We start from the raw sequence: 19,975 nt of genomic DNA, 5'->3' as shown, positions 1-19,975 counted from the left end.
CCAATTGCTTGGCAGGGGCTTTCTCAGGCGGCTGTAGGAAACTTACAGGCCGGCTGCATCACGCAGCGCCTGGGCACGGTCGGTGCGCTCCCAGGTGAAGGTGGTGAAGGTGTCGTCGCCCACGGTCTTCTGCTGTGGGGTGCGGCCGAAGTGGCCGTAGGCGGCCGTCTCCTGGTACATCGGGTGGAGCAGGTCGAGCATGTTGGTGATGGCGTATGGGCGCAGGTCGAAGCACTCGCGGACCAGTTGCACGATCTTGTCGTCGGAGACCTTGCCGGTGCCGAAGGTGTTGATCGAAATGGAGGTCGGCTGGGCCACGCCGATGGCGTAGGACACCTGGATCTCGCAACGCTCGGCCAGGCCGGCGGCGACGATGTTCTTGGCGACATAGCGGCCAGCATAGGCAGCGGAGCGATCGACCTTGGACGGGTCCTTGCCGGAGAACGCGCCACCGCCGTGGCGGGCCATGCCGCCGTAGGAGTCGACGATGATCTTGCGACCGGTCAGGCCACAGTCGCCCACCGGGCCGCCGATGATGAAGTTACCGGTCGGGTTGATGTGGTACTGGGTGTCCTTGTGCAGCAGTTCGGCTGGCAGAGTGTGCTTGACGATCAGTTCCATGACCGCTTCCTGCAGGTCTTTCTGCGAGACCTCGGGGTTGTGCTGGGTCGACAGGACCACCGCGTCGATGCCGATCACCTTGCCGTTCTCGTAGCGGCAGGTGACCTGCGACTTGGCATCCGGGCGCAGCCAGGGCAGCAGCTTGGATTTGCGGGCTTCGGCCTGGCGCTCGACCAGACGGTGCGAGAAGCAGATGGGCGCGGGCATCAGCACGTCGGTTTCGTTGCTGGCGTAGCCGAACATCAGGCCCTGGTCGCCTGCACCCTGGTCTTCCGGCTTGGAGCGGTCGACGCCCTGGGCGATGTCCACCGACTGCTTGCCGATGATGTTCATCACGGCGCAGGTGGCACCGTCGAAGCCGACGTCGGAGCTGTTGTAGCCGATGTCGATGATCACCTTGCGGACCAGCTCTTCCAGGTCGACCCAGGCCGAAGTGGTGACTTCGCCGGCGATGATGGCGACACCGGTCTTGACCAGGGTTTCACAGGCAACGCGGGCATATTTGTCCTGGGTGATGATAGCGTCCAGGACCGCGTCGGAAATCTGGTCGGCGATCTTGTCCGGATGCCCTTCGGACACGGACTCGGAGGTGAAAAGGGAGTATTCGCTCATCTCGACGGGTTCCTAAAATTTACCGGTGGTGAGTGTCGCCAGCCGTCCGCTGAAAATGGCGGACCTGGATCTGGAAACCGTTACGCAAGCCCACATAGAGGCTGTCCCCGGGGGCTAGCCCCGCTGCGTTGGCCCAGCGGGCCAGTTCGTCCTGCTCGAAGCCCAGCCAGAGATCGCCGCAGGCATCCCGCGCCCAGCTCTGGTCATGGCTGCACAGCTCGGTGATCAGCAGGCTGCCGCCCGCCGCCACCCGTTTGGCCAGCAGGCGCAGGGCCAGGGCCGGGTCGCTGAAATGGTGCAGCACCATGTTCAGCACAACGCAGTCGGCTTGCACATCCGTTGCACCCAGTGCATCGGCCAACTGCAGGTTTACGTTTGCCAGGTTCTCGCGCTCGCACACCTGGCGTGCCAGCTCGAGCATGGTCGGACTGTTGTCTAGCGCGGTCACCTGGGCGAAGCGGCGGGCCAGGTCCGGCAGGAAACCGCCGTCACCCGGGCCGACCTCCAAGGCGCTGGCGGTCGGTGCGAAGCTCAGGTTGTCGAGCAGCGCCAAGAGGCTCTCGCGGTACTGCGGCAGCCCGGCGATCAGGTCCTGCTGGGCGCGGAATTTCTCCTCGACGCGCAGGAAGAAGTCCTGGCTGGTGGCCGCGCGGCGCTGCTGCACCTGGGCGATCCGGGCCTGGACGTCTTCGGGCAGGACCAGCTCGTCGACCTCTTCGAGCAGCGCCGCATGCAGGCGGCCGCCCAGGCGCAGGCTATCGGGCAGCGCACGGCGGTAGAAGATGGCATTGCCCTCGCGGCGGGTGGCCACCAACTCGGCCTGGGCCAGCACTTTCAGGTGGTGGCTCATGCCAGACTGGCCGACGCCGAAGATCTGCGCCAGCTCCAGCACGCCGAACGAATCGCTGGCCAGCGCGCGCAGGACGTTCAGGCGCAACTCGTCGCCACTGGCCTTGCACAAGGCGGCCAGTGCGTCGCTTTGCTGGGGGGCAGGATGCGCACGAAGGTTCATGAGGCGGCAGTCTAGTCAGGCCGGGTGGGCGCTGCAAGGCCAATATCAAAAAGTTTTGATATTGCGCGATGGGTGGCATCGAAGAAGGCTTCATTGGCTGTCAATACGTATCGCCAGAGACTTTTCTTACAGATTCCGCTGAAATCACAGGAAAATCGCCCAACCGCGACCATCCGTCATTGCCCCCAGGCCCGCTGTGGGCGAAAATGGCGACCTTTTTTCGTTTCACTACCTCATTCAAGCCCCAGGAGATTAGCGATGCCCAGCCGTCGTGAGCGTGCCAACGCCATTCGTGCCCTCAGCATGGATGCCGTGCAAAAGGCCAACAGCGGCCATCCAGGTGCCCCCATGGGCATGGCGGATATCGCCGAAGTGCTTTGGCGCGACTATCTGAAGCACAACCCGAGCAACCCGGATTTCGCCGACCGTGACCGTTTCGTGCTGTCCAACGGCCACGGCTCGATGCTGATCTATTCGCTGCTGCACCTGACCGGCTACGACCTGTCGATCGACGATCTGAAGAGCTTCCGCCAGTTGCACAGCCGCACCCCAGGTCACCCGGAATACGGCTATACCCCAGGTGTCGAGACCACCACCGGCCCGCTTGGCCAGGGCATCGCCAACGCCGTGGGCTTCGCCCTGGCGGAAAAGGTCCTGGCGGCTCAGTTCAACCGTGAAGGCCACACCATCGTCGACCACCACACCTACGTGTTCCTTGGCGACGGCTGCATGATGGAAGGCATCTCCCACGAAGTCGCGTCGTTGGCTGGCACCCTGGGGCTGAACAAGCTGATCGCCTTCTACGACGACAACGGCATTTCCATCGACGGTGAAGTGCACGGCTGGTTCACCGACAACACGCCGGCGCGCTTCGAAGCGTACAACTGGCAGGTGATCCGCAACGTCAACGGTCACGATGCCGACGAGATCAAGATGGCCATCGAGACGGCGCGCAAGAGCGACCGTCCGACCCTGATCTGCTGCAAGACCATCATCGGTTTCGGCTCGCCGAACAAGCAGGGCAAGGAAGACTGCCACGGCGCGCCACTGGGCAACGACGAAATCGCCCTGGCCCGCAAGGAACTGAACTGGAACTACGGCCCGTTCGAAGTTCCGGCAGAAATCTACGCCGAGTGGGACGCCAAGGCCGCCGGTGCCAAGGCCGAAGCCGAGTGGAACCAGCGCTTCGAAGCCTATGCCAAGGCCTACCCGGAACTGGCGGCGGAGTTCAAGCGCCGTGACAGCGGCGAGCTGCCGGCCGACTTCAGCGAAAAGGCCCAGGCCTATATCAATGAAGTCGCTGCCAAGGGCGAGACCATCGCCAGCCGCAAGGCCAGCCAGAACACCCTGAATGCATTCGGCCCGCTGCTGCCCGAGTTCCTCGGCGGCTCCGCCGACCTGGCCGGCTCCAACCTGACCCTGTGGAAAGGTTGCAAGGGCGTCGAAGCCAATGACGCCAGCGGCAACTACGTGTTCTATGGCGTGCGTGAATTCGGCATGACCGCGATCATGAACGGCGTTGCCCTGCACGGCGGTCTGGTGCCTTACGGCGCGACCTTCCTGATGTTCATGGAATACGCCCGCAATGCCGTGCGTATGTCGGCACTGATGAAGCAGCGCGTCATCCACGTCTACACCCACGACTCCATCGGTCTGGGCGAAGATGGCCCGACCCACCAGCCGATCGAGCAGCTGACCAGCCTGCGCAGCACCCCGAATCTGGACACCTGGCGTCCAGCCGACGCGGTCGAGTCGGCCGTGTCCTGGAAACACGCCCTGGAGCGCAAGGACGGCCCATCGGCGCTGATCTTCTCGCGCCAGAACCTGCAACATCAACCACGCGATGCCCAGCAGATCGCCGATATCAGCCGCGGTGGATACGTGCTCAAGGATTGCGCGGGCGAGCCTGAGCTGATCCTGATCGCCACCGGTTCGGAAGTGGGGCTGGCCGTCCAGGCCCAGGCCAAGCTGACCGAGCAGGGTCGCAAGGTACGTGTGGTGTCGATGCCGTGCACCAGCGTATTCGACGCCCAGGATGCGGCCTACAAGCAGTCGGTACTGCCCGTGGAAGTCGGTGCGCGCATCGCCATCGAAGCAGCGCATGCCGACTTCTGGTACAAGTACGTCGGCCTCGAAGGTCGTATCATCGGTATGACCACTTATGGCGAGTCGGCCCCGGCTGCCGCGCTGTTCGAGGAATTCGGCTTCACCCTGGAGAACATCCTGGGCACCGCCGAAGAGCTGCTGGAAGACTGATGTAAAGATCTGCGAGCGGTGTCGCTGCTGTTCGCGGGCAAGCCCGCTCCCACAGGGTTTCTTGCAACCTCTGTGGGAGCGGGCTTGCCCGCGAATGCGACACCACAAATGCTGCAGACAACCCACAACGATCTGTTCCGCGAGCCAACGAATGCCCCACCCGCGTCCCTATAAAGTTGCACTCAACGGTTACGGCCGCATCGGTCGTTGTGTCCTGCGCGCACTGTTCGAGCGAGGGGCGAAGGCCGGATTCGAGATCGTCGCACTGAATGACCTGGCCGATCAGGCCAGCATCGAATACCTGACTCGCTTCGACTCCACCCATGGGCGTTTCCCCGGTGAGGTGAAGGTCGATGGCGATTGTCTGCATATCAATGGCGACTGCGTGAAAGTGTTGCGCAGCGCCACGCCAGAGGGCGTCGACTGGGCGGGCCTGGACATCGACCTGGTGCTGGAGTGCTCCGGCGCCTACCACACCCGCGCCGATGGTCAGCGTTTCCTGGAGGCCGGTGCACCGCGCGTCCTGTTCTCCCAGCCCATGGCCAGCGAGGCCGATGTCGATGCCACGGTGGTCTACGGGATCAACCAGGATTGCCTGAACGGTAGCGAGCGTCTGGTCTCCAACGCCTCCTGTACCACCAACTGCGGCGTGCCGTTGCTGCGGGTGCTGGATCAGGCGTTCGGCATCGAGTACGTGCAGATCACCACCATCCACTCGGCGATGAACGACCAGCCGGTGATCGACGCCTATCACCACGAAGACCTGCGCCGCACGCGCTCTGCCTTCCAGTCGGTGATTCCGGTCTCGACGGGGCTTGCGCGCGGCATCGAGCGCCTGCTTCCGGAACTTGCCGGGCGAATCCAGGCCAAAGCGGTACGCGTACCGACCGTCAACGTCTCGTGCCTGGATATCACCCTGCAGACTGCGCGTGACACCAGCGCCGCCGAAGTGAACCAGGTACTGCGCGAGGCTGCGCTGCATGGCCCGCTGCAAGGTCTGCTGGCCTACACCGAGCTGCCGCATGCCAGCTGTGATTTCAACCACGACCCGCATTCGGCGATCGTCGATGCCAGCCAGACCCGCGTCTCCGGCCCACGCCTGGTGAACCTGCTGGCTTGGTTCGACAACGAATGGGGGTTCGCCAACCGTATGCTCGACGTTGCACAGCACTACCTGCACGTCGTCAACCCAACCCGCACCAAACAGCCCTGAAGGACTGCATTCATGACCGTGTTGAAGATGACCGACCTCGACCTGCAAGGTAAGCGCGTACTGATCCGCGAAGACCTCAACGTACCTGTGAAGGACGGCGTGGTCGCCAGCGACGCGCGTATCCAGGCCGCGCTGCCGACCATCAAGCTGGCCCTGGAGAAGGGCGCGGCGGTCATGGTCTGCTCGCACCTGGGGCGCCCGACCGAAGGCGAGTTCTCGGCCGAGAACAGCCTCAAGCCAGTGGCCGAGTACCTGACCAAGGCCTTGGGCCGTGAAGTACCGCTGGTTGCCGATTACCTCGAAGGCGTCGAGGTCAAGGCCGGTGACCTGGTGCTGTTCGAGAACGTGCGCTTCAACAAGGGCGAGAAGAAGAACGCCGACGAGCTGGCACAGAAGTACGCCGCCTTGTGCGACGTATTCGTCATGGACGCCTTCGGCACCGCGCACCGCGCCGAAGGTTCGACCCACGGCGTGGCCAAGTTCGCCAAGGTCGCTGCTGCCGGTCCGCTGCTGGCGGCCGAGCTGGACGCACTGGGCAAGGCACTGAAGGCGCCGGCCAAGCCGATGGCGGCCATCGTCGCCGGTTCCAAGGTGTCGACCAAATTGGACGTGCTGAACAGCCTGAGCTCGGTCTGTGACCAGCTGATCGTCGGTGGCGGCATCGCCAACACCTTCCTCGCCGCCGCCGGTCACCCGGTCGGCAAGTCGCTGTACGAAGCCGACCTGGTCGACACGGCCAAGGCCATCGCCGCCAAGGTCAGCGTGCCGCTGCCGGTCGATGTGGTAGTCGCCAAGGAATTCGCCGAGAGCGCCGAGGCTACCGTCAAGGCCATCGCCGACGTTGCCGCCGACGACATGATCCTCGACATCGGCCCACAGACCGCCGCCAACTTCGCCGAGCTGCTGAAGTCGTCCAAGACCATTCTGTGGAACGGCCCGGTCGGCGTGTTCGAGTTCGACCAGTTCGGCAACGGCACCCGGGTGCTGGCCAAGGCCATTGCCGAAAGCGCTGCGTTCTCCATCGCCGGGGGTGGCGATACCCTGGCCGCTATCGACAAGTATGGCGTGGGCGCGGATATCTCCTACATTTCTACCGGTGGCGGTGCGTTCCTCGAGTTCGTCGAGGGCAAGGTTCTGCCTGCCGTGGCAATCCTGGAAGAACGGGCCAAGGCCTGATAATGGCAGCGCCTGGCAAAGGGAGCGACCTGATGGTCAAACTGTTGCCTTTGATGATCACCGCCGGTCTGCTGGGCGCTTGCTCCGGCAGCCCGCCCGCGGAAGACCCGGCACATCCGCCCAAGGGCGGTTGCTACCAGTCGCAGTGGCAGGCCGAGACCGTGCCGGTGATCAACAAGCGCGTGGGCCCGGAGGGCCTGGAAAAGTACGATGAAGAACACCAGCGCCAGGCCCCGGGTTGCCCTTGATCGGTAACCGGGCAACCTAATCGGCATTTGGTGGTCTTGAACACAGGGGCCGCACCGCAGCCCCCAGCGGAGTAATGTGATGAAAGCGCTACTGGCCTCGATGGCCCTGGCGACATTGGCAGGATGCTCGCTGCTGCAGCCGGCGCCAGAAGCACCGGCTGACGATTGGACCCGCTGGGTCTGCGACACCCAGGCTGAAGTGCTTTGGCGCTTCGCCGACGCGCAACGCGACGCGGTCGACGTGCGCCTCGGCGGCGGCGACCAGGTCTATCGGCTCAAGTCCGAGCCGGGCGCTTCGGGCGCGCTGTACAGCGATGGCGTGCTGGCGTTCCACACCAAGGGTGAGGAAGGCCTGGTCTACTGGGTGGCGACCAACGATCTGATTGGGCGGGGCTGCAAGGCACCGTGACTGGCCGGGCCGTATCGATGGCCCACACTACTTGAACAGCAACCGCCCCTGCGGCAGGCTTGCACGAAACAAACGACGCTTGTCGGGAGAGAGATACACAATGGCACTCATTAGCATGCGCCAGATGCTGGACCACGCCGCCGAGTTCGGTTACGGCGTTCCAGCTTTCAACGTCAACAACCTCGAGCAAATGCGCGCCATCATGGAAGCCGCCGACAAGACCGACTCCCCGGTCATCGTCCAGGCGTCGGCCGGTGCGCGCAAATACGCCGGTGCCCCGTTCCTGCGCCACCTGATCCTGGCGGCCATCGAGGAATTCCCGCACATCCCGGTGTGCATGCACCAGGACCACGGCACCAGCCCTGACGTGTGCCAGCGCTCCATCCAGCTGGGCTTCAGCTCGGTGATGATGGACGGTTCGCTGAAGGAAGACGGCAAGACCCCGTCCGACTACGACTACAACGTCCGTGTGACTCAGCAGACCGTGGCGTTCGCCCACGCCTGTGGCGTGTCGGTAGAGGGCGAGCTGGGCTGCCTGGGTAGCCTGGAAACCGGCCAGGCTGGCGAAGAGGACGGTATCGGCGCCGAAGGCACCCTGGACCACAGCCAGATGCTGACCGATCCGGAAGAGGCCGCCGACTTCGTCAAGAAGACTCAGGTCGACGCCCTGGCCATCGCCATCGGCACCAGCCACGGTGCCTACAAGTTCACCAAGCCACCCACCGGTGACATCCTGGCGATCGACCGCATCAAGGAAATCCACAAGCGCATCCCCAACACGCACCTGGTGATGCATGGTTCGTCCTCGGTACCGCAGGACTGGCTGGCGATCATCAACGAGTACGGTGGCCAGATCAAGGAAACCTACGGCGTACCGGTCGAAGAAATCGTCGAAGGCATCAAGTACGGCGTACGCAAGGTCAACATCGATACCGACCTGCGCCTGGCCTCGACCGGTGCCATTCGCCGTTACATGGCCCAGCATCCGAGCGAGTTCGACCCACGTAAGTTCTTCGCCGAAACCGTGAAGGCCATGCGTGACGTGTGCATCGCCCGTTACGAAGCCTTCGGCACCGCCGGCAATGCCTCGAAGATCAAGCCGATCTCCCTGGAAGGCATGTTCCAGCGTTACGCCAAAGGTGAACTGGCCGCCAAGGTCAACTGATCGGCTCTCGCCGCTCAGACCCCGAAAAACCCGCAGCGATGCGGGTTTTTTTTGGGCTCTTCACGGAATGTTGGGAAAGAGTGGCGGCGATTGGCTTAGCGGCAGATTGGTGAGAGCCACCAGGTGCTTGTCTTGGGGGTTGAGGCGGCGCTCGATCTCACAGGCGCCAAATACCTTATGGCAGGCATTAAATAGGTTTCTTCCGCGCAAATGGATTGCACCAACATGAAGTTGGCAAGCTGACCGTTAGTCGGCTAGTTTCATAATTGATGGCGGATTGCCATTTTGTCGCGTTGCGAGTTTTCTGGCCACCGCTAAAGTAAACAATCGGATCCAATTGCAAGTCGAAGTCGATCTAACAAGAGACGCAGCATGGATGGCGCTAACCCTCACCCCCCGGAAAACCGTTCGGTCCTTCTGGTGGTAGACGATTACCCCGAGAACCTCATCAGCATGCAGGCTTTGCTCGCCCGTCAGGATTGGCAGGTGGTAACCGCCAGCTCAGGTATGGAAGCCCTGAGCGCATTGCTCGAATATGAGGTCGATCTGGTATTGCTGGATGTACAGATGCCGGAAATGGACGGCTTCGAAGTCGCCCGGTTGATGCGCGGCAGCCAGCGCACCCAGCTCACCCCAATCATCTTCCTCACCGCCAACGAGCAGTCCGAGGCCGCCGTGCGCAAGGGTTACGCCAATGGCGCGGTGGATTACGTATTCAAACCCTTCGACCCGCAAATCCTCAAACCGAAGGTGCAGGCCCTGCTGGATCAGCAGCGCAACAGACGCATGCTGCAGCGGCTCACCCGCGAGCTGGAGGCAGCGCACGTCTTCAATGCCTCGATTCTGGACAACGCTGCCGAGGGCATCCTGGTCGTCGATGTGCAAGGCACCATCGGCTTTGCCAATCCCGCGATCTGCAGGCTGCTGGACACGTCCGTGGAGCAGCTCCGGGGCAGCCACCTGCTGAGCCTGTTGCCGGTACCGGAAGGGACTGCCTGGAGCGAATCGGACTTCTTCAGGGCCTTCCAGGCTCAGCAGATCTTCCGGGTGCATGATGCCCAGTTGCGCACCCGGAGCGGGCAACTGGCGCCAGTAGCGTTGTCGTGCGCACCGTTGCCGGCCGAGCAGCGAGCGATGGTGGTGACCGTGCTCGACATGTCGGCGGTACGCAACCTGCACCAGCAACTGGAGTATCAGGCGGTGACCGATCCGCTGACCGGTCTGCTCAATCGAAGAGGCTTCTACCAAGCGGCCGAGGGCGTGTTGCTGCGCAACGAGCGTTCGGAAAAAGCGCAGGCGTTGATGTACATGGACCTGGACGGTTTCAAGCGGATCAACGATTCGCTTGGCCATGAGACCGGCGATCACGTGTTGCGCTGGGTTGCCGAGCAGTTCAAGGACTGCCTGGGCAGCGAGGCTCTGCTGGCGCGAATGGGCGGTGACGAATTCACCGCACTGTTCGATGGCCTGCCGTACCCCGAGCTGGCCGGTCGATACGCCGAAAAACTGCTCGAGCGCATGTCGGTGTGCCAGCAGGTCAATGGGCTGGAGCTCAGCCTTGGTGTCAGTATCGGCATCGCCACTTATCCGGACTGCGGTGCCACGGTCGAGGGCTTGTTGCGTGCGGCCGACGCCGCCATGTACGCGGCCAAGCAGGCCGGGCGCCAGCAGTATCGCTTCTATGACCAGGAACTCAACGGCCGCGCGCGTTCGCGGCTGATGCTCGAGACCAGCGTGCGCAGCGCCATCGAGCAGCACGACTTCAGCCTGGTCTATCAGCCCCAGGTGGGCTTTGCCGATGGTCGCCTGCGCGGCTTCGAAGCCTTGTTGCGTTGGCAGCATCCGAGTGTCGGCGATGTGCCGCCGGGGCTGTTCATCCCCTTGCTGGAGGAAGCGCGGCTGATCAGCCGCCTGGCCAGCTGGATCTACCGCCAGGGGGCTGCGCAGCGACAGGCCTGGTGCGAGCGCTTTCCAGCGGATCTGGTGCTGGGCATCAGTTTGAGCAGAGCACAGTTCACCATGCCCAACCTGGTGGAGGAGCTGCGTCAGGTCATCGAGACATGTGACTTGGTGCCGTCGCAGCTGGAAGTCGAGATTGCCGAGACCTCGTTGATGTACAACATCGATGCTGCGGTGAAGCAGGTGCATCGCCTGCGCGACCTGGGGGTGCGGGTCGCGCTGGACGATTTCGGCGCTGGCGACTGTTCGCTGCGTATGATCCGCGACCTGCCCATCGACACCCTCAAGCTCGACCGCCATCTGGTGGCCCGGCTGCCGGATTCGGAGTTGGACACTGCACTGGCGCGCAGCGTCATCGGCCTGTGTGACGAGTACCGCATCACGGTGATCGCCGAAGGCGTGGAGACACCGGCCCAGGCCGCCTGGCTCAAGGCCAATGGCTGTGCCTACGTGCAGGGCTTCCTCGTTGCCCACCCGTTGACCGCCGTGGATGCCGGCAACTTTGCGCCGATTTTCCCCTGGCCAGCCTGCTAGTTGGATAAACTCGCGTCTGTTATCCAAGAACGTCGGGCCATGACCGTCTTACGCTATTTGCAAGCCTACCCGCCGCACCTTCAGGAGCAGGTCCGCCAGATGATCGACAACGATCGACTGGGCGAGTACCTGCAGCGGCGCTATTTCGAGCGTCACGACGTGCAGAGCGACCGGGCGTTGTACGAGTATGCCCAGGGCCTGCGCCAGCAGTACCTGCGCAGCGCGCCGAACCTCGACAAGGTGCTGTTCGACAATCGTCTGGACCTCACCCACCGGGCCCTGGGGTTGAATACCGCGGTGTCGCGTGTGCAGGGCGGCAAGCTCAAAGCCAAGAAGGAAATCCGTATCGCCTCGCTGTTCAAGGAGGCCGCGCCACAGTTTCTGCGCATGATCGTCGTGCATGAACTGGCCCACCTGCGCGAGCGCGATCACAACAAGGCGTTCTACCAGCTTTGCCAGCACATGGAGCCGGACTACCACCAACTGGAATTCGACCTGCGCATCTACCTGACCTATCGGGAACTGCCGGGCCACGCTTGAGGACCACGCAGCATGGAAGTGAGCAAGACCAAGAGCAGTTTCTATCGGCGCCTTTACGTGGCCTGGCTCATCGATAGTCAGACTGCGACCAGTGTGCCGGCGCTGATGGAGGCCACCGGCATGCCGCGGCGCACGGCGCAAGACACCATCGTCGCGCTGGCAGACCTGGACATCGTCTGCGAGTTCGAGCAGCAGGAGGGCGCGCGCAATCACGCCGGGCACTACCGCATCCATGATTGGGGGGCGATCGACAAGCAATGGATCATCCGGCACCTGCGGCAGATCCGCGAGGTGCTGGGCTACCCCTGAACGCTTAGCCTTTGCGCATGCCGATGTGGGGGATGCCGTCCTCGAGGTATTCCTCGCCAGCCACTTCGAATCCATGTTGGGCATAGAAGCCCTTCAGGTGGGCCTGGGCCGAGAGATAGACCGGCGTGCCGGGCCAGCAGTGCCCGGCGGCTTCCAGGCCCTTGAGCAACAGCGGATGACCGAGCTTTTCGCCTCGTGCCCGCGGTGATGTCACCACCCGGCCAATGACCACATCGCCACCCTGGGACTGCGGGTCGAGCAGGCGCAGGTAGGCCACCAGTTGGTCATCCTGCCAACCCATCAGGTGCAGGGTATCGCCGGTCAGGTCCTGGCCGTCGACTTCCTGGTAGGCGCAGTGTTGTTCGACCACGAAGACTTCGGTGCGCAATTGCAGAATGGCATAGAGCTGTTCCTTGCTCAGGTCGGTGTGATGCTTGCAGATCCATTCAGTGGACATTGAAGTAACTCCTCGGAAAGACGAGCGATCATCGCAAATCGAGGCGGCGACGACGAGCCGATCGGTGCTTCAAGCCATGTCGATCCAGGGCCGGACAACGAGTCGGCCAAAATAGAGGCTAATTGACATTAATGGCCGCTGCCCAACGGGATGGCTTTGTGTAACCTCGTGGTCTGGCGTTTCCCTCCACAGCATCTCCCCTGTTGCAAAAGGACTTGAACATGAAGTCACTGCTTTGTGTATTGGGCCTGTTGAGCATAATGCTGTCGCCTCCGGCTCCGGCCAGCGACACGCTGCGGCTGGTGGCAGATAACTGGCCGCCGTTCACCGATGCCAGTATGCCAGGTGGTGGTTTGGCCACCCGCATCGTCAGCACGGCGCTGACCCGCGCGGGGTATACCTGCGTCACCGAGGAAGTGCCTTGGGCGCGGGCGCTGATGGGCATCGGCGAAGGCCGTTACGATGTACTGGTCAATGCTTGGTACAACGATTCGCGTACCCGTATCGGGCACTTCTCCAAGGCGTACCTGAGCAACCGGGTCCGTCTGCTCAAGCGCAAGGGTGACAGCTTCCTATATCGACGCCCGGCCGACCTGTATCCGCACAGCATCGCCGTGGTTCGTGACTACGCCTACACGACACAATTCGACGGTGATGCCCGGTTACGCAAGGTCGAGGTGCGCTCATTCTCGTCCGCCGTGCGCATGCTGGCGGCTGGGCGTGTCGATCTGGCGGTGGAGGATGAGCAGGTTGCCCGTTTCCATTTGCAGCGCGAGCCGGCCTGGGTGCGCGATGCGGTCGAGTTGGTGGAGCCGCCGCTGGCGGAGAATACCCTGCATATCCTGGTGAGCCTGAAGCACCCGGGGCACGAGGAGATCATCGAGCGCTTCGAGCGGGCCATCGCTGCAATGAAGGCCGATGGCAGCTACGCGCGGTTGTCGCGCCAGTACGGCTTCTGATTGATGTCCGCTTTTTCAAGTCGGCGCACTTTCCTTGATCAGGTGCGCAGCCATGGTGCGCAGCGGCGCCAATTGTCGACAGATCAATGCCAGCTGGGTCTGCACCAGGCGTTGATGCTCATCCAGCTCATCGGGCATCTGCTCCAGCTGATTGGCCAAGGCTTCTTCTGCATCGCTGTGGATCGCTACCGGCAAGCGCGCCGCCAGGCCATTGGCGATCTCATCGAGACTGTTGGCCAGGCTCTGCGCCGCGCCATCGATCAACTGTTCCTGGACCTCGGCCGGTAGCGCCGTATCGCGGTGGGCGCCAAGGCCGGAAAGATAGCTGAGCAAGGTATGCGACAGCACCAGGAAGCGGAAACCGACGTCGGCTTCCTTGCGGAAGTGCCCAGGCTCCATGAGCATGTTGGCCAACGTGGTGGACAGCGCCGCGTCGGCGTTGTGGGCGTTGCGTCGGGCCAGGCGGTAGGCCAGGTCGTCGCGTTTGCCATGGGCGTACTGCTGCATGATCTGGCGCAGGTACACGCTGGCGCAGGCGAGGGTGTTGGCCAGCGCCTTGTTCAGGCGCCGTCCCTGCCAGTCGGGCAGGAACAGGAACACCGCCAGGATGGCGATCAGACTGCCGACCAAGGTATCGAACAGCCGCGGCAGGAACAGGCCGTAGCCATCGCCGATCTGGTTGAAGCAGAACAGCACCATCAGCGTGATCGCGGCGGTAGCCAGGGTATAGCGGGTGGTACGGTTGACGAAGAACACCACCCCTGCGACCACGGCGAACAGCGACTGGATGATCGGATTGGGGAACAGGTCGAACAGCGCCCAGCCCACGGTCAGGCCGATGGCCGTGCCGAACACCCGCTGCACCAGCTTGCGCCGGGTGGCGCCGTAGTTGGGTTGGCAGACGAACAGCGTGGTGAGGATGATCCAGTAGCCCTGGGTCGGGTGGATCAGATGCACCATGCCATAGCCGATCGACAGCGCCAATGGCAGGCGCAAGGCATGCCTGAACAATAGCGAAGTGGGAGTGAGCTGGGTGCGTAGACGCGTCCAGACGTCCTTGAGGGTGCGCGGCGAACGGTCCAGCAGGCTGCTGTCGCTGGCGTCGGCGAGGCTGTCGGGGTTGCTGGCGGCACTGAGCAGGCGGTCGAGGGTGGCCAGGTTGGCTGCCAGTGCGCGCAGCGAGCGCAACAAACCCCGCCAGGCGGGATTGTTCTGTTGGCGTAGGTGTTCGAGTGAGGCGTTGAGGTCTTCCAGGGCATCGGCGAAGCGGGAGTCGAGGACGAACGGCTGACGCAGGCGGATCGACCGCCCCAGCTCCTGGCAAGCCGAGCCCTGCTGGCGCAGCAGGCGCTGGCAGCGGAACATCACGTCGCTGTGGAAGAACGCCTCCGCCAGGGCGTTGTAGGGATAGTGCGAGGCGCTGACCCGCTCATGGATGTCCTGGGCCAGAAAGTACAGTTTCAGGTAGCGGCTGACCTTGGAGTTGGGCTGGCTGTTGCCGACGCGGTGCAGAATGATTTCCTTGGCGGCGTTGAGCGCCGCCACCACCTTGCCGTTCTGCTGTGCCAACTCCAGGCGCCGAGCCTCGAGGTCAAGGTTGCGGATCGGTTCGAACAGATTGGCCTTGAGCTTGAGGTACAGGCCCAGCTCCTGGAATAGCTTGGCCAGGCTCTGCTGCACCGGTTGATTGGAAAACAACAGTTGCCACACTACCGACAGCAGGCCGTACCAGGCCGCGCCGGCCACCAGCAGCATCGGCTCGTGCCAGAAATCGCTGACCTGGCCGCCCCGCTGGTCCACGCCGATCATGGTGTATACCGAGGTGATCAGTGTGGCCGAAGCGATCGCCCCATAGCGTTCGCCGAGCGCGCCGAGCATGGTCAGGCCGAATGCGGCCAGGGCCAGGGCGATGACGAAGATCCAGGGGTAGGGGAACAACAACTCCACCGCCAGGGCGGCGATGGCGAAGCACACCAGAGTCACGGCCAGGGCGCTGAGACGCCCTTGCCAGCTGTCGTCGGTTTCGGCCAGGGCGCTGGCGATGATGCCCAGGAACAAGGGAATCAGCAGCCCCATCTCGTCCTGGTACCAGCACAGCGCCATGCTGCCGGTAAGCGCAACCGTTACCCGGATGCTGTAGCTGAACTTGTCTTGGCCCCACAGGCGACGCAGTGACTGACGGAACGAGCTCGATGACATGATGGCCTGCTGGGCAGTGATCGATTGAATGCATGAGCGCACGGACCAGCAAGAAGCGTTCCGTGCTGCTCGATGGACTCTACTCTACACGAACTGCGCGGCGGCGTTGGCAGAGGCCCAGGCCCACTGGAAATTGAAACCGCCCAGGTGGCCGGTGACGTCGAGCACTTCGCCGATGAAGTACAGGCCCGGGCTCTTCAGCGACTCCATGGTCTTGGACGACACCTCGCGGGTATCGACGCCGCCGAGGGTCACTTCGGCGGTGCGGTAGCCTTCGGTGCCGGCCGGCACCAGTTGCCACGCGGCCAGTTTATCGGCGATCTGCGTCAGCTCTGCCGGGGTGTACTGCTTCATCGGCCGCGAGTCGAACCACTGTTCGGCCAGCAGGTTGGCCAACTTGCGGGTGAACACCTCGCCGAGCACCGTCTTCAGCTCGCTGTTGCCTCGTTCGGCCTGCTGTTGTTGCAGCCATTGCAGGGCGTCGTGGTCAGGCAGCAGGTTGAGCTCCAGCGTGTCGCCTGCTTCCCAGAACGACGAGATCTGCAGGATCGCCGGACCGCTGAGGCCGCGGTGGGTGAACAGCAGGTTTTCCCGGAAACTGGTGCCATTGCAGCTGGCGATGCAGTCTAGCGAGGTGCCGGAAAGCTCTGTGCACATTGCCTTGAGTTGCGGCTCGGTGATGGTGAACGGCACCAGTCCTGCGCGGGTCGGCAGCAGTGTATGGCCGAACTGGCGCGCCACTTGATAACCGAAACCGGTGGCGCCGAGGGTCGGAATCGACAGACCGCCGGTGGCGATCACCAGTGACTGGCAGGCGAACGGGCCGACGCTGGTCTGTAGCAGGTAACCGGCTTCGGTTTTTTCGATGTGCTCGATGCTGGTGTGCATGCGCAACTGCGCACCGGCCTCGTCGCATTCGCTCAGCAGCATGTCGAGGATGTCGCTGGCCTTGTTGTCGCAGAACAGCTGGCCGAGCTTCTTCTCGTGATACGGCACCCCGTGCTTGGCTACCAGCTCGATGAAGTCCCACTGGGTGTAGCGGGCCAGGGCCGACTTGCAGAAGTGCGCGTTGTGCGAGAGGAAGTTGCCGGGCTCGGTGTACAGATTGGTGAAGTTGCAGCGCCCGCCGCCGGACATGAGGATTTTCTTGCCAGGCTTGTTGGCGTGGTCGAGCAGCAGTACCCGGCGGCCACGGCGGGCGCTTAGCTGAGCGCACATCAGGCCCGCGGCGCCAGCGCCGATGATGATCACGTCGGTGGTGTGCACGGTGTTACCTCTTGAATGTTTCTGGGGCTGCTGTGCCGCCCATTCGCGGGGCAAGCCCGCTCCCACAGGATCTCAATGATCCTTCAGACGGGGGAGTACCTGTGGGAGCGGGCTTGTCCCGCGAATGGCCCGTGCAGCGGCCGCAAAGAATGATCAGACGATACGAACCTTCAGCGATCGACCCTTGATCTTGCCGCTGTTGAGTCGCTGCATGGCCTGTTTGGCCAGCGCGCGCTCGACGGCGACAAAGGCCTGGAAGTCGAAGATGGCGATCTTGCCGACCTGCTTGCCGGGGATACCGGCGTCGCCGGTCAACGCACCGAGGATGTCGCCTGGGCGCAGCTTGTCCTTGCGCCCGGCAGCGATGCACAGGGTGCTCATGACCGGCAGCAACGGCTCACCACCCTTGTTCTTCAGGCTCTCAAGCGGGTCCCAGCGCAGCGGACTCTTCTGCAGGTCTTCGATGGCCTGGGCGCGGTGCCCTTCGGCCGGGGCCACCAGGCTGATGGCGATGCCTTTCTCGCCGGCACGGCCGGTACGGCCGACACGGTGCACATGAATTTCGGCATCGCGGGCCAACTCGACGTTGATGACCATGTCCAGACCGTCGATGTCCAGGCCACGGGCGGCCACGTCGGTGGCCACCAGCACCGAGCTGCTGCGATTGGCGAACATGGTCAGCACCTGGTCGCGATCACGTTGTTCCAGGTCGCCATGCAGGGCCTGGGCGACGATGCCTTTGGCCGTCAGGTGAGCGACAACATCTTCGCACTGCTGCTTGGTGAAGCAGAACGCCACGCACGATTGCGGGCGGTAGTGGCCGAGCACCCGGGTGACAGCCTCGAGGCGCTGCTGCGGGTCGATCTCGATGAAGCGCTGTTCGATCTGGTTGTCGGCGTGCAGGCTCTCGACCTTGACCTGCTGCGGCTTGCGCATGAAATCGGCGGCCAGTTGCTCGATACCGGCCGGATAGGTGGCGGAGAACAGCAGGGTCTGGCGGCGCGACGGGGTCTTGCCGATGATGCTGGCGATGGCATCGAAGAAGCCCATGTCGAGCATGCGATCGGCTTCATCGAGCACCAGGGTGTTGAGTCCATCGAGCACCAGGGTGCCCTTGTCCAGGTGTTGCTGGATACGCCCTGGCGTGCCGACGATGATGTGCGCACCGTGCTCCAGAGAGGCGATCTGGGGGCCGAGCGAGACACCGCCGCACAGGGTCAGGATCTTGATGTTGTCTTCGGCGCGGGCCAGGCGGCGCAGCTCCTTGGCGACCTGGTCGGCCAGCTCGCGAGTAGGGCACAGCACCAGGGCCTGGCAACCGAAGTAGCGTGGGTTGATCGGATTGAGCAGACCGATGCCGAATGCCGCGGTCTTGCCGCTGCCGGTCTTGGCCTGGGCGATCAGGTCCTGGCCCTTGAGAATGACCGGCAGGCTTTGCGCCTGAATCGGTGTCATCGAGGCATAGCCGAGGGCGTCCAGGTTGGCCAGCATGGCGGCGGACAGCGGCAGGGAGGCGAAGGCGGTGGAGTCGGTGGTCACGAGGCGGGCCTGCGGTGCGAAGCGAAAAATGTCGCACAGTCTACCAGCCTCATGGCCATTCGCCCTACGATTCCATGTGCGCTTCCGGACGACGGGCACGCCTTCCGTCCGTCGGCGACAACTGCAGGAAGATCGCCGCTGCCAGCGTGGCCATGACGCCGATGGTCACGAAGGTCAGTTGGAAGGCCCCCAGCGTGCTATCCACACCTTCGGCGCTGCCGGCTGCGGTGAACCCTCCGAGCAGTGCACCGGCGCACGCCACACCGAGGCTCAGCGACAGCTGCGCGACCACCGACAGCAGGCTGTTTCCGCTGCTGGCGTGTGCATCGTCGAGGTCGATCAGGGTCACCGTGTTCATGGCCGTGAACTGCATCGAGTTGACCGCGCCGAGCAGGCCGAGATGGATGAGCAGCACGGCATAGGGCGTTTGCTCGTCCACCAGCCCGAGGCTGGCCAGGAGCATACCGAGCAGCAAGGTATTGGCGGTGAGGATGATGCGGTAGCCGAAGCGCTCGATCAGTGGCCGGGCTATGGACTTGGCGACCATCGCCGCCGCCGCCAGCGGGATCATGCTCATGCCAGCCTGGGCCGGCGAGTAGCCCAGCGCCACCTGCAGCAGCAGCGGCACCAGGAAGGGCAGGGCGCCGCTGCCCAGACGGGCGAACAGGTTGCCGAGGATGCCGATGGCGAAGGTCCGTACGCGGAACAGGCTGGGCGAGAACAGCGGTTGGGGGTCGCGCCCGGCGCGCAGCCAATAGGCCGCCAGGCAGGCCATGCCGGCGAACAGCAGCAGCATCACCCGCAGGTGCGGCAGGTGCAGTTCGCCCAGGCCCTCCATGGCGATGGTGATCAGCACCATCGCCGCGCCGAACAGCAGGAACCCTGGGCCGTCGAAGGTGGTACGTTCGGCGCCGCGCAGGTCAGGGATGAACTTCCACACGGCATAGCAGCCCAGGACGCCGACCGGCAGGTTGAGCAGGAAGATCCAGTGCCAGCTGAGAATCTCCACCAGCCAGCCGCCCACCGTAGGGCCCAGCAGTGGCCCGAGCAGGCCGGGGATGGTGATGAAGCTCATGATCCGCACCAGGTCGCTGCGCGGGTAGGCGCGCAACACCACCAGGCGCCCGACCGGAAGCATCAGCGCCCCGCCCAGACCCTGCACGACCCGCGCGAAGATCAGAAAACCCAGGCTGTTGGCGGCGGCGCACAGCAGCGAGCCGAAGCTGAACAGCAAGATCGCGCTGAAGAAGATGCGCTTGGTGCCGAAGCGGTCGGCGATCCAGCCTGAGGCCGGGATGAGCAGCGCTACGGTGAGCATGTAGGCGATGATCACCCCCTGCATGCGCAGCGGGTCTTCAGCCAGCGAGCGAGCCATGGCCGGCAGCGCGGTGTTGAGGATGGTGCCGTCCAGCGATTGCATGAAGAAGGCGATGGCCACCACCCAGGGGATCCAGCGGGCAGTGACAGGGTCTAGCGGCGTGCGTTCGGGCATGACGTCCTC

The 19,975-nt window shown here is 63.6% G+C and carries 17 protein-coding genes; 10 read left to right on the top strand and 7 right to left on the bottom strand.

Annotation, left to right across the window (positions count from 1 at the left end):
• Positions 1–42: 42 nt before the first annotated feature.
• Both metK and E2H86_RS03560 read right to left on the bottom strand, forming a co-directional pair.
• On the bottom strand, positions 43–1,233 hold the full coding sequence (gene metK, locus E2H86_RS03565; protein ID WP_133324782.1) for a methionine adenosyltransferase: 1,191 nt from the start codon (positions 1,231–1,233) through the stop codon (positions 43–45).
• Between the two features lie 19 nt (positions 1,234–1,252).
• Positions 1,253–2,245 carry an ArsR/SmtB family transcription factor gene (locus E2H86_RS03560; protein WP_133324780.1) on the bottom strand — a complete coding sequence of 331 codons (993 nt, stop codon included), beginning with the start codon at positions 2,243–2,245 and terminating at the stop codon, positions 1,253–1,255.
• Positions 2,246–2,503: 258 nt separating this feature from the next.
• On the opposite strand from E2H86_RS03560, the gene tkt reads away from it, so the two are divergent.
• From tkt to E2H86_RS03515, 9 genes are all read left to right on the top strand, one after another.
• On the top strand, positions 2,504–4,501 hold the full coding sequence (gene tkt, locus E2H86_RS03555; RefSeq protein WP_133324778.1) for a transketolase: 1,998 nt from the start codon (positions 2,504–2,506) through the stop codon (positions 4,499–4,501).
• A gap of 151 nt (positions 4,502–4,652) precedes the next feature.
• Positions 4,653–5,714, top strand: coding sequence for an erythrose-4-phosphate dehydrogenase (epd, locus tag E2H86_RS03550; RefSeq protein ID WP_133324776.1), 1,062 nt, complete (start codon positions 4,653–4,655; stop codon positions 5,712–5,714).
• A 12-nt stretch (positions 5,715–5,726) separates the two neighbouring features.
• A complete protein-coding gene (locus E2H86_RS03545; RefSeq protein ID WP_133324774.1) occupies positions 5,727–6,890 on the top strand; it encodes a phosphoglycerate kinase in 1,164 nt (387 codons plus the stop codon).
• On the top strand, positions 6,890–7,138 hold the full coding sequence (locus tag E2H86_RS03540; RefSeq protein ID WP_207955611.1) for a hypothetical protein: 249 nt from the start codon (positions 6,890–6,892) through the stop codon (positions 7,136–7,138). Before E2H86_RS03545 ends, E2H86_RS03540 begins: the two co-directional genes overlap by 1 nt.
• A gap of 79 nt (positions 7,139–7,217) precedes the next feature.
• Positions 7,218–7,547, top strand: coding sequence for an MliC family protein (locus E2H86_RS03535; RefSeq protein ID WP_133324770.1), 330 nt, complete (start codon positions 7,218–7,220; stop codon positions 7,545–7,547).
• Positions 7,548–7,647: 100 nt separating this feature from the next.
• The gene (gene fba, locus E2H86_RS03530; protein WP_133324768.1) at positions 7,648–8,712 is read left to right on the top strand and encodes a class II fructose-bisphosphate aldolase; all 1,065 of its coding nucleotides are present in this window, start codon (positions 7,648–7,650) and stop codon (positions 8,710–8,712) included.
• A 372-nt stretch (positions 8,713–9,084) separates the two neighbouring features.
• Positions 9,085–11,205: a putative bifunctional diguanylate cyclase/phosphodiesterase gene (locus E2H86_RS03525; protein WP_133324766.1), complete on the top strand. Its 2,121-nt coding sequence runs from the start codon at positions 9,085–9,087 to the stop codon at positions 11,203–11,205.
• Between the two features lie 39 nt (positions 11,206–11,244).
• The gene (locus tag E2H86_RS03520) at positions 11,245–11,745 is read left to right on the top strand and encodes a M48 metallopeptidase family protein (RefSeq protein WP_133324764.1); all 501 of its coding nucleotides are present in this window, start codon (positions 11,245–11,247) and stop codon (positions 11,743–11,745) included.
• 12 nt (positions 11,746–11,757) lie between these two features.
• Entirely contained in the window at positions 11,758–12,054 is a 297-nt protein-coding gene (locus E2H86_RS03515; protein ID WP_010955532.1) for a winged helix-turn-helix domain-containing protein, read from the top strand.
• 4 nt (positions 12,055–12,058) lie between these two features.
• On the opposite strand, the gene E2H86_RS03510 is transcribed toward E2H86_RS03515, so the two are convergent.
• Complete coding sequence (locus E2H86_RS03510; protein WP_133324762.1) at positions 12,059–12,511, bottom strand: GNAT family N-acetyltransferase; 453 nt, start codon at positions 12,509–12,511, stop codon at positions 12,059–12,061.
• 221 nt (positions 12,512–12,732) lie between these two features.
• Here E2H86_RS03510 and E2H86_RS03505 point away from each other — a divergent pair, with 221 nt between their 5' ends.
• Positions 12,733–13,470: a substrate-binding periplasmic protein gene (locus E2H86_RS03505; protein ID WP_133324760.1), complete on the top strand. Its 738-nt coding sequence runs from the start codon at positions 12,733–12,735 to the stop codon at positions 13,468–13,470.
• A 15-nt stretch (positions 13,471–13,485) separates the two neighbouring features.
• Here E2H86_RS03505 and yccS read toward each other — a convergent pair whose 3' ends face one another.
• From yccS to mdtD, 4 genes are all read right to left on the bottom strand, one after another.
• Positions 13,486–15,669: a YccS family putative transporter gene (gene yccS, locus E2H86_RS03500; RefSeq protein ID WP_133324758.1), complete on the bottom strand. Its 2,184-nt coding sequence runs from the start codon at positions 15,667–15,669 to the stop codon at positions 13,486–13,488.
• Positions 15,670–15,753: 84 nt separating this feature from the next.
• Positions 15,754–16,935 (bottom strand): NAD(P)/FAD-dependent oxidoreductase, encoded by a 1,182-nt coding sequence (locus E2H86_RS03495; RefSeq protein WP_133324756.1) that lies wholly within the window; start codon positions 16,933–16,935, stop codon positions 15,754–15,756.
• 153 nt (positions 16,936–17,088) lie between these two features.
• The gene (dbpA, locus tag E2H86_RS03490; protein ID WP_230385190.1) at positions 17,089–18,426 is read right to left on the bottom strand and encodes an ATP-dependent RNA helicase DbpA; all 1,338 of its coding nucleotides are present in this window, start codon (positions 18,424–18,426) and stop codon (positions 17,089–17,091) included.
• 112 nt (positions 18,427–18,538) lie between these two features.
• Positions 18,539–19,966 carry a multidrug transporter subunit MdtD gene (gene mdtD, locus E2H86_RS03485; RefSeq protein ID WP_133324752.1) on the bottom strand — a complete coding sequence of 476 codons (1,428 nt, stop codon included), beginning with the start codon at positions 19,964–19,966 and terminating at the stop codon, positions 18,539–18,541.
• Between the last annotated feature and the right edge of the window lie 9 nt (positions 19,967–19,975).

Source organism: Pseudomonas putida, assembly GCF_004357765.1.
Taxonomy (GTDB): Bacteria; Pseudomonadota; Gammaproteobacteria; order Pseudomonadales; family Pseudomonadaceae; genus Aquipseudomonas; species Aquipseudomonas putida_U.
Note: the sequence above shows the minus strand (reverse complement) of the source record. Positions and strands in the feature narration are given on the sequence as shown.

Excerpts from the sequence above, each read along its gene's own strand:
- E2H86_RS03535 (WP_133324770.1), top strand. The coding sequence starts at position 7,218 with ATGAAAGCGCTACTGGCCTCGATGGCCCTGGCGACATTGGCAGGATGC.
- tkt (WP_133324778.1), top strand. The coding sequence starts at position 2,504 with ATGCCCAGCCGTCGTGAGCGTGCCAACGCCATTCGTGCCCTCAGCATG.
- mdtD (WP_133324752.1), bottom strand. The coding sequence starts at position 19,966 with ATGCCCGAACGCACGCCGCTAGACCCTGTCACTGCCCGCTGGATCCCC.
- E2H86_RS03560 (WP_133324780.1), bottom strand. The coding sequence starts at position 2,245 with ATGAACCTTCGTGCGCATCCTGCCCCCCAGCAAAGCGACGCACTGGCC.
- yccS (WP_133324758.1), bottom strand. The coding sequence starts at position 15,669 with ATGTCATCGAGCTCGTTCCGTCAGTCACTGCGTCGCCTGTGGGGCCAA.
- metK (WP_133324782.1), bottom strand. The coding sequence starts at position 1,233 with ATGAGCGAATACTCCCTTTTCACCTCCGAGTCCGTGTCCGAAGGGCAT.
- E2H86_RS03520 (WP_133324764.1), top strand. The coding sequence starts at position 11,245 with ATGACCGTCTTACGCTATTTGCAAGCCTACCCGCCGCACCTTCAGGAG.
- epd (WP_133324776.1), top strand. The coding sequence starts at position 4,653 with ATGCCCCACCCGCGTCCCTATAAAGTTGCACTCAACGGTTACGGCCGC.
- dbpA (WP_230385190.1), bottom strand. The coding sequence starts at position 18,426 with ATGCTGGCCAACCTGGACGCCCTCGGCTATGCCTCGATGACACCGATT.
- E2H86_RS03505 (WP_133324760.1), top strand. The coding sequence starts at position 12,733 with ATGAAGTCACTGCTTTGTGTATTGGGCCTGTTGAGCATAATGCTGTCG.
- fba (WP_133324768.1), top strand. The coding sequence starts at position 7,648 with ATGGCACTCATTAGCATGCGCCAGATGCTGGACCACGCCGCCGAGTTC.
- E2H86_RS03510 (WP_133324762.1), bottom strand. The coding sequence starts at position 12,511 with ATGTCCACTGAATGGATCTGCAAGCATCACACCGACCTGAGCAAGGAA.
- E2H86_RS03525 (WP_133324766.1), top strand. The coding sequence starts at position 9,085 with ATGGATGGCGCTAACCCTCACCCCCCGGAAAACCGTTCGGTCCTTCTG.
- E2H86_RS03545 (WP_133324774.1), top strand. The coding sequence starts at position 5,727 with ATGACCGTGTTGAAGATGACCGACCTCGACCTGCAAGGTAAGCGCGTA.
- E2H86_RS03515 (WP_010955532.1), top strand. The coding sequence starts at position 11,758 with ATGGAAGTGAGCAAGACCAAGAGCAGTTTCTATCGGCGCCTTTACGTG.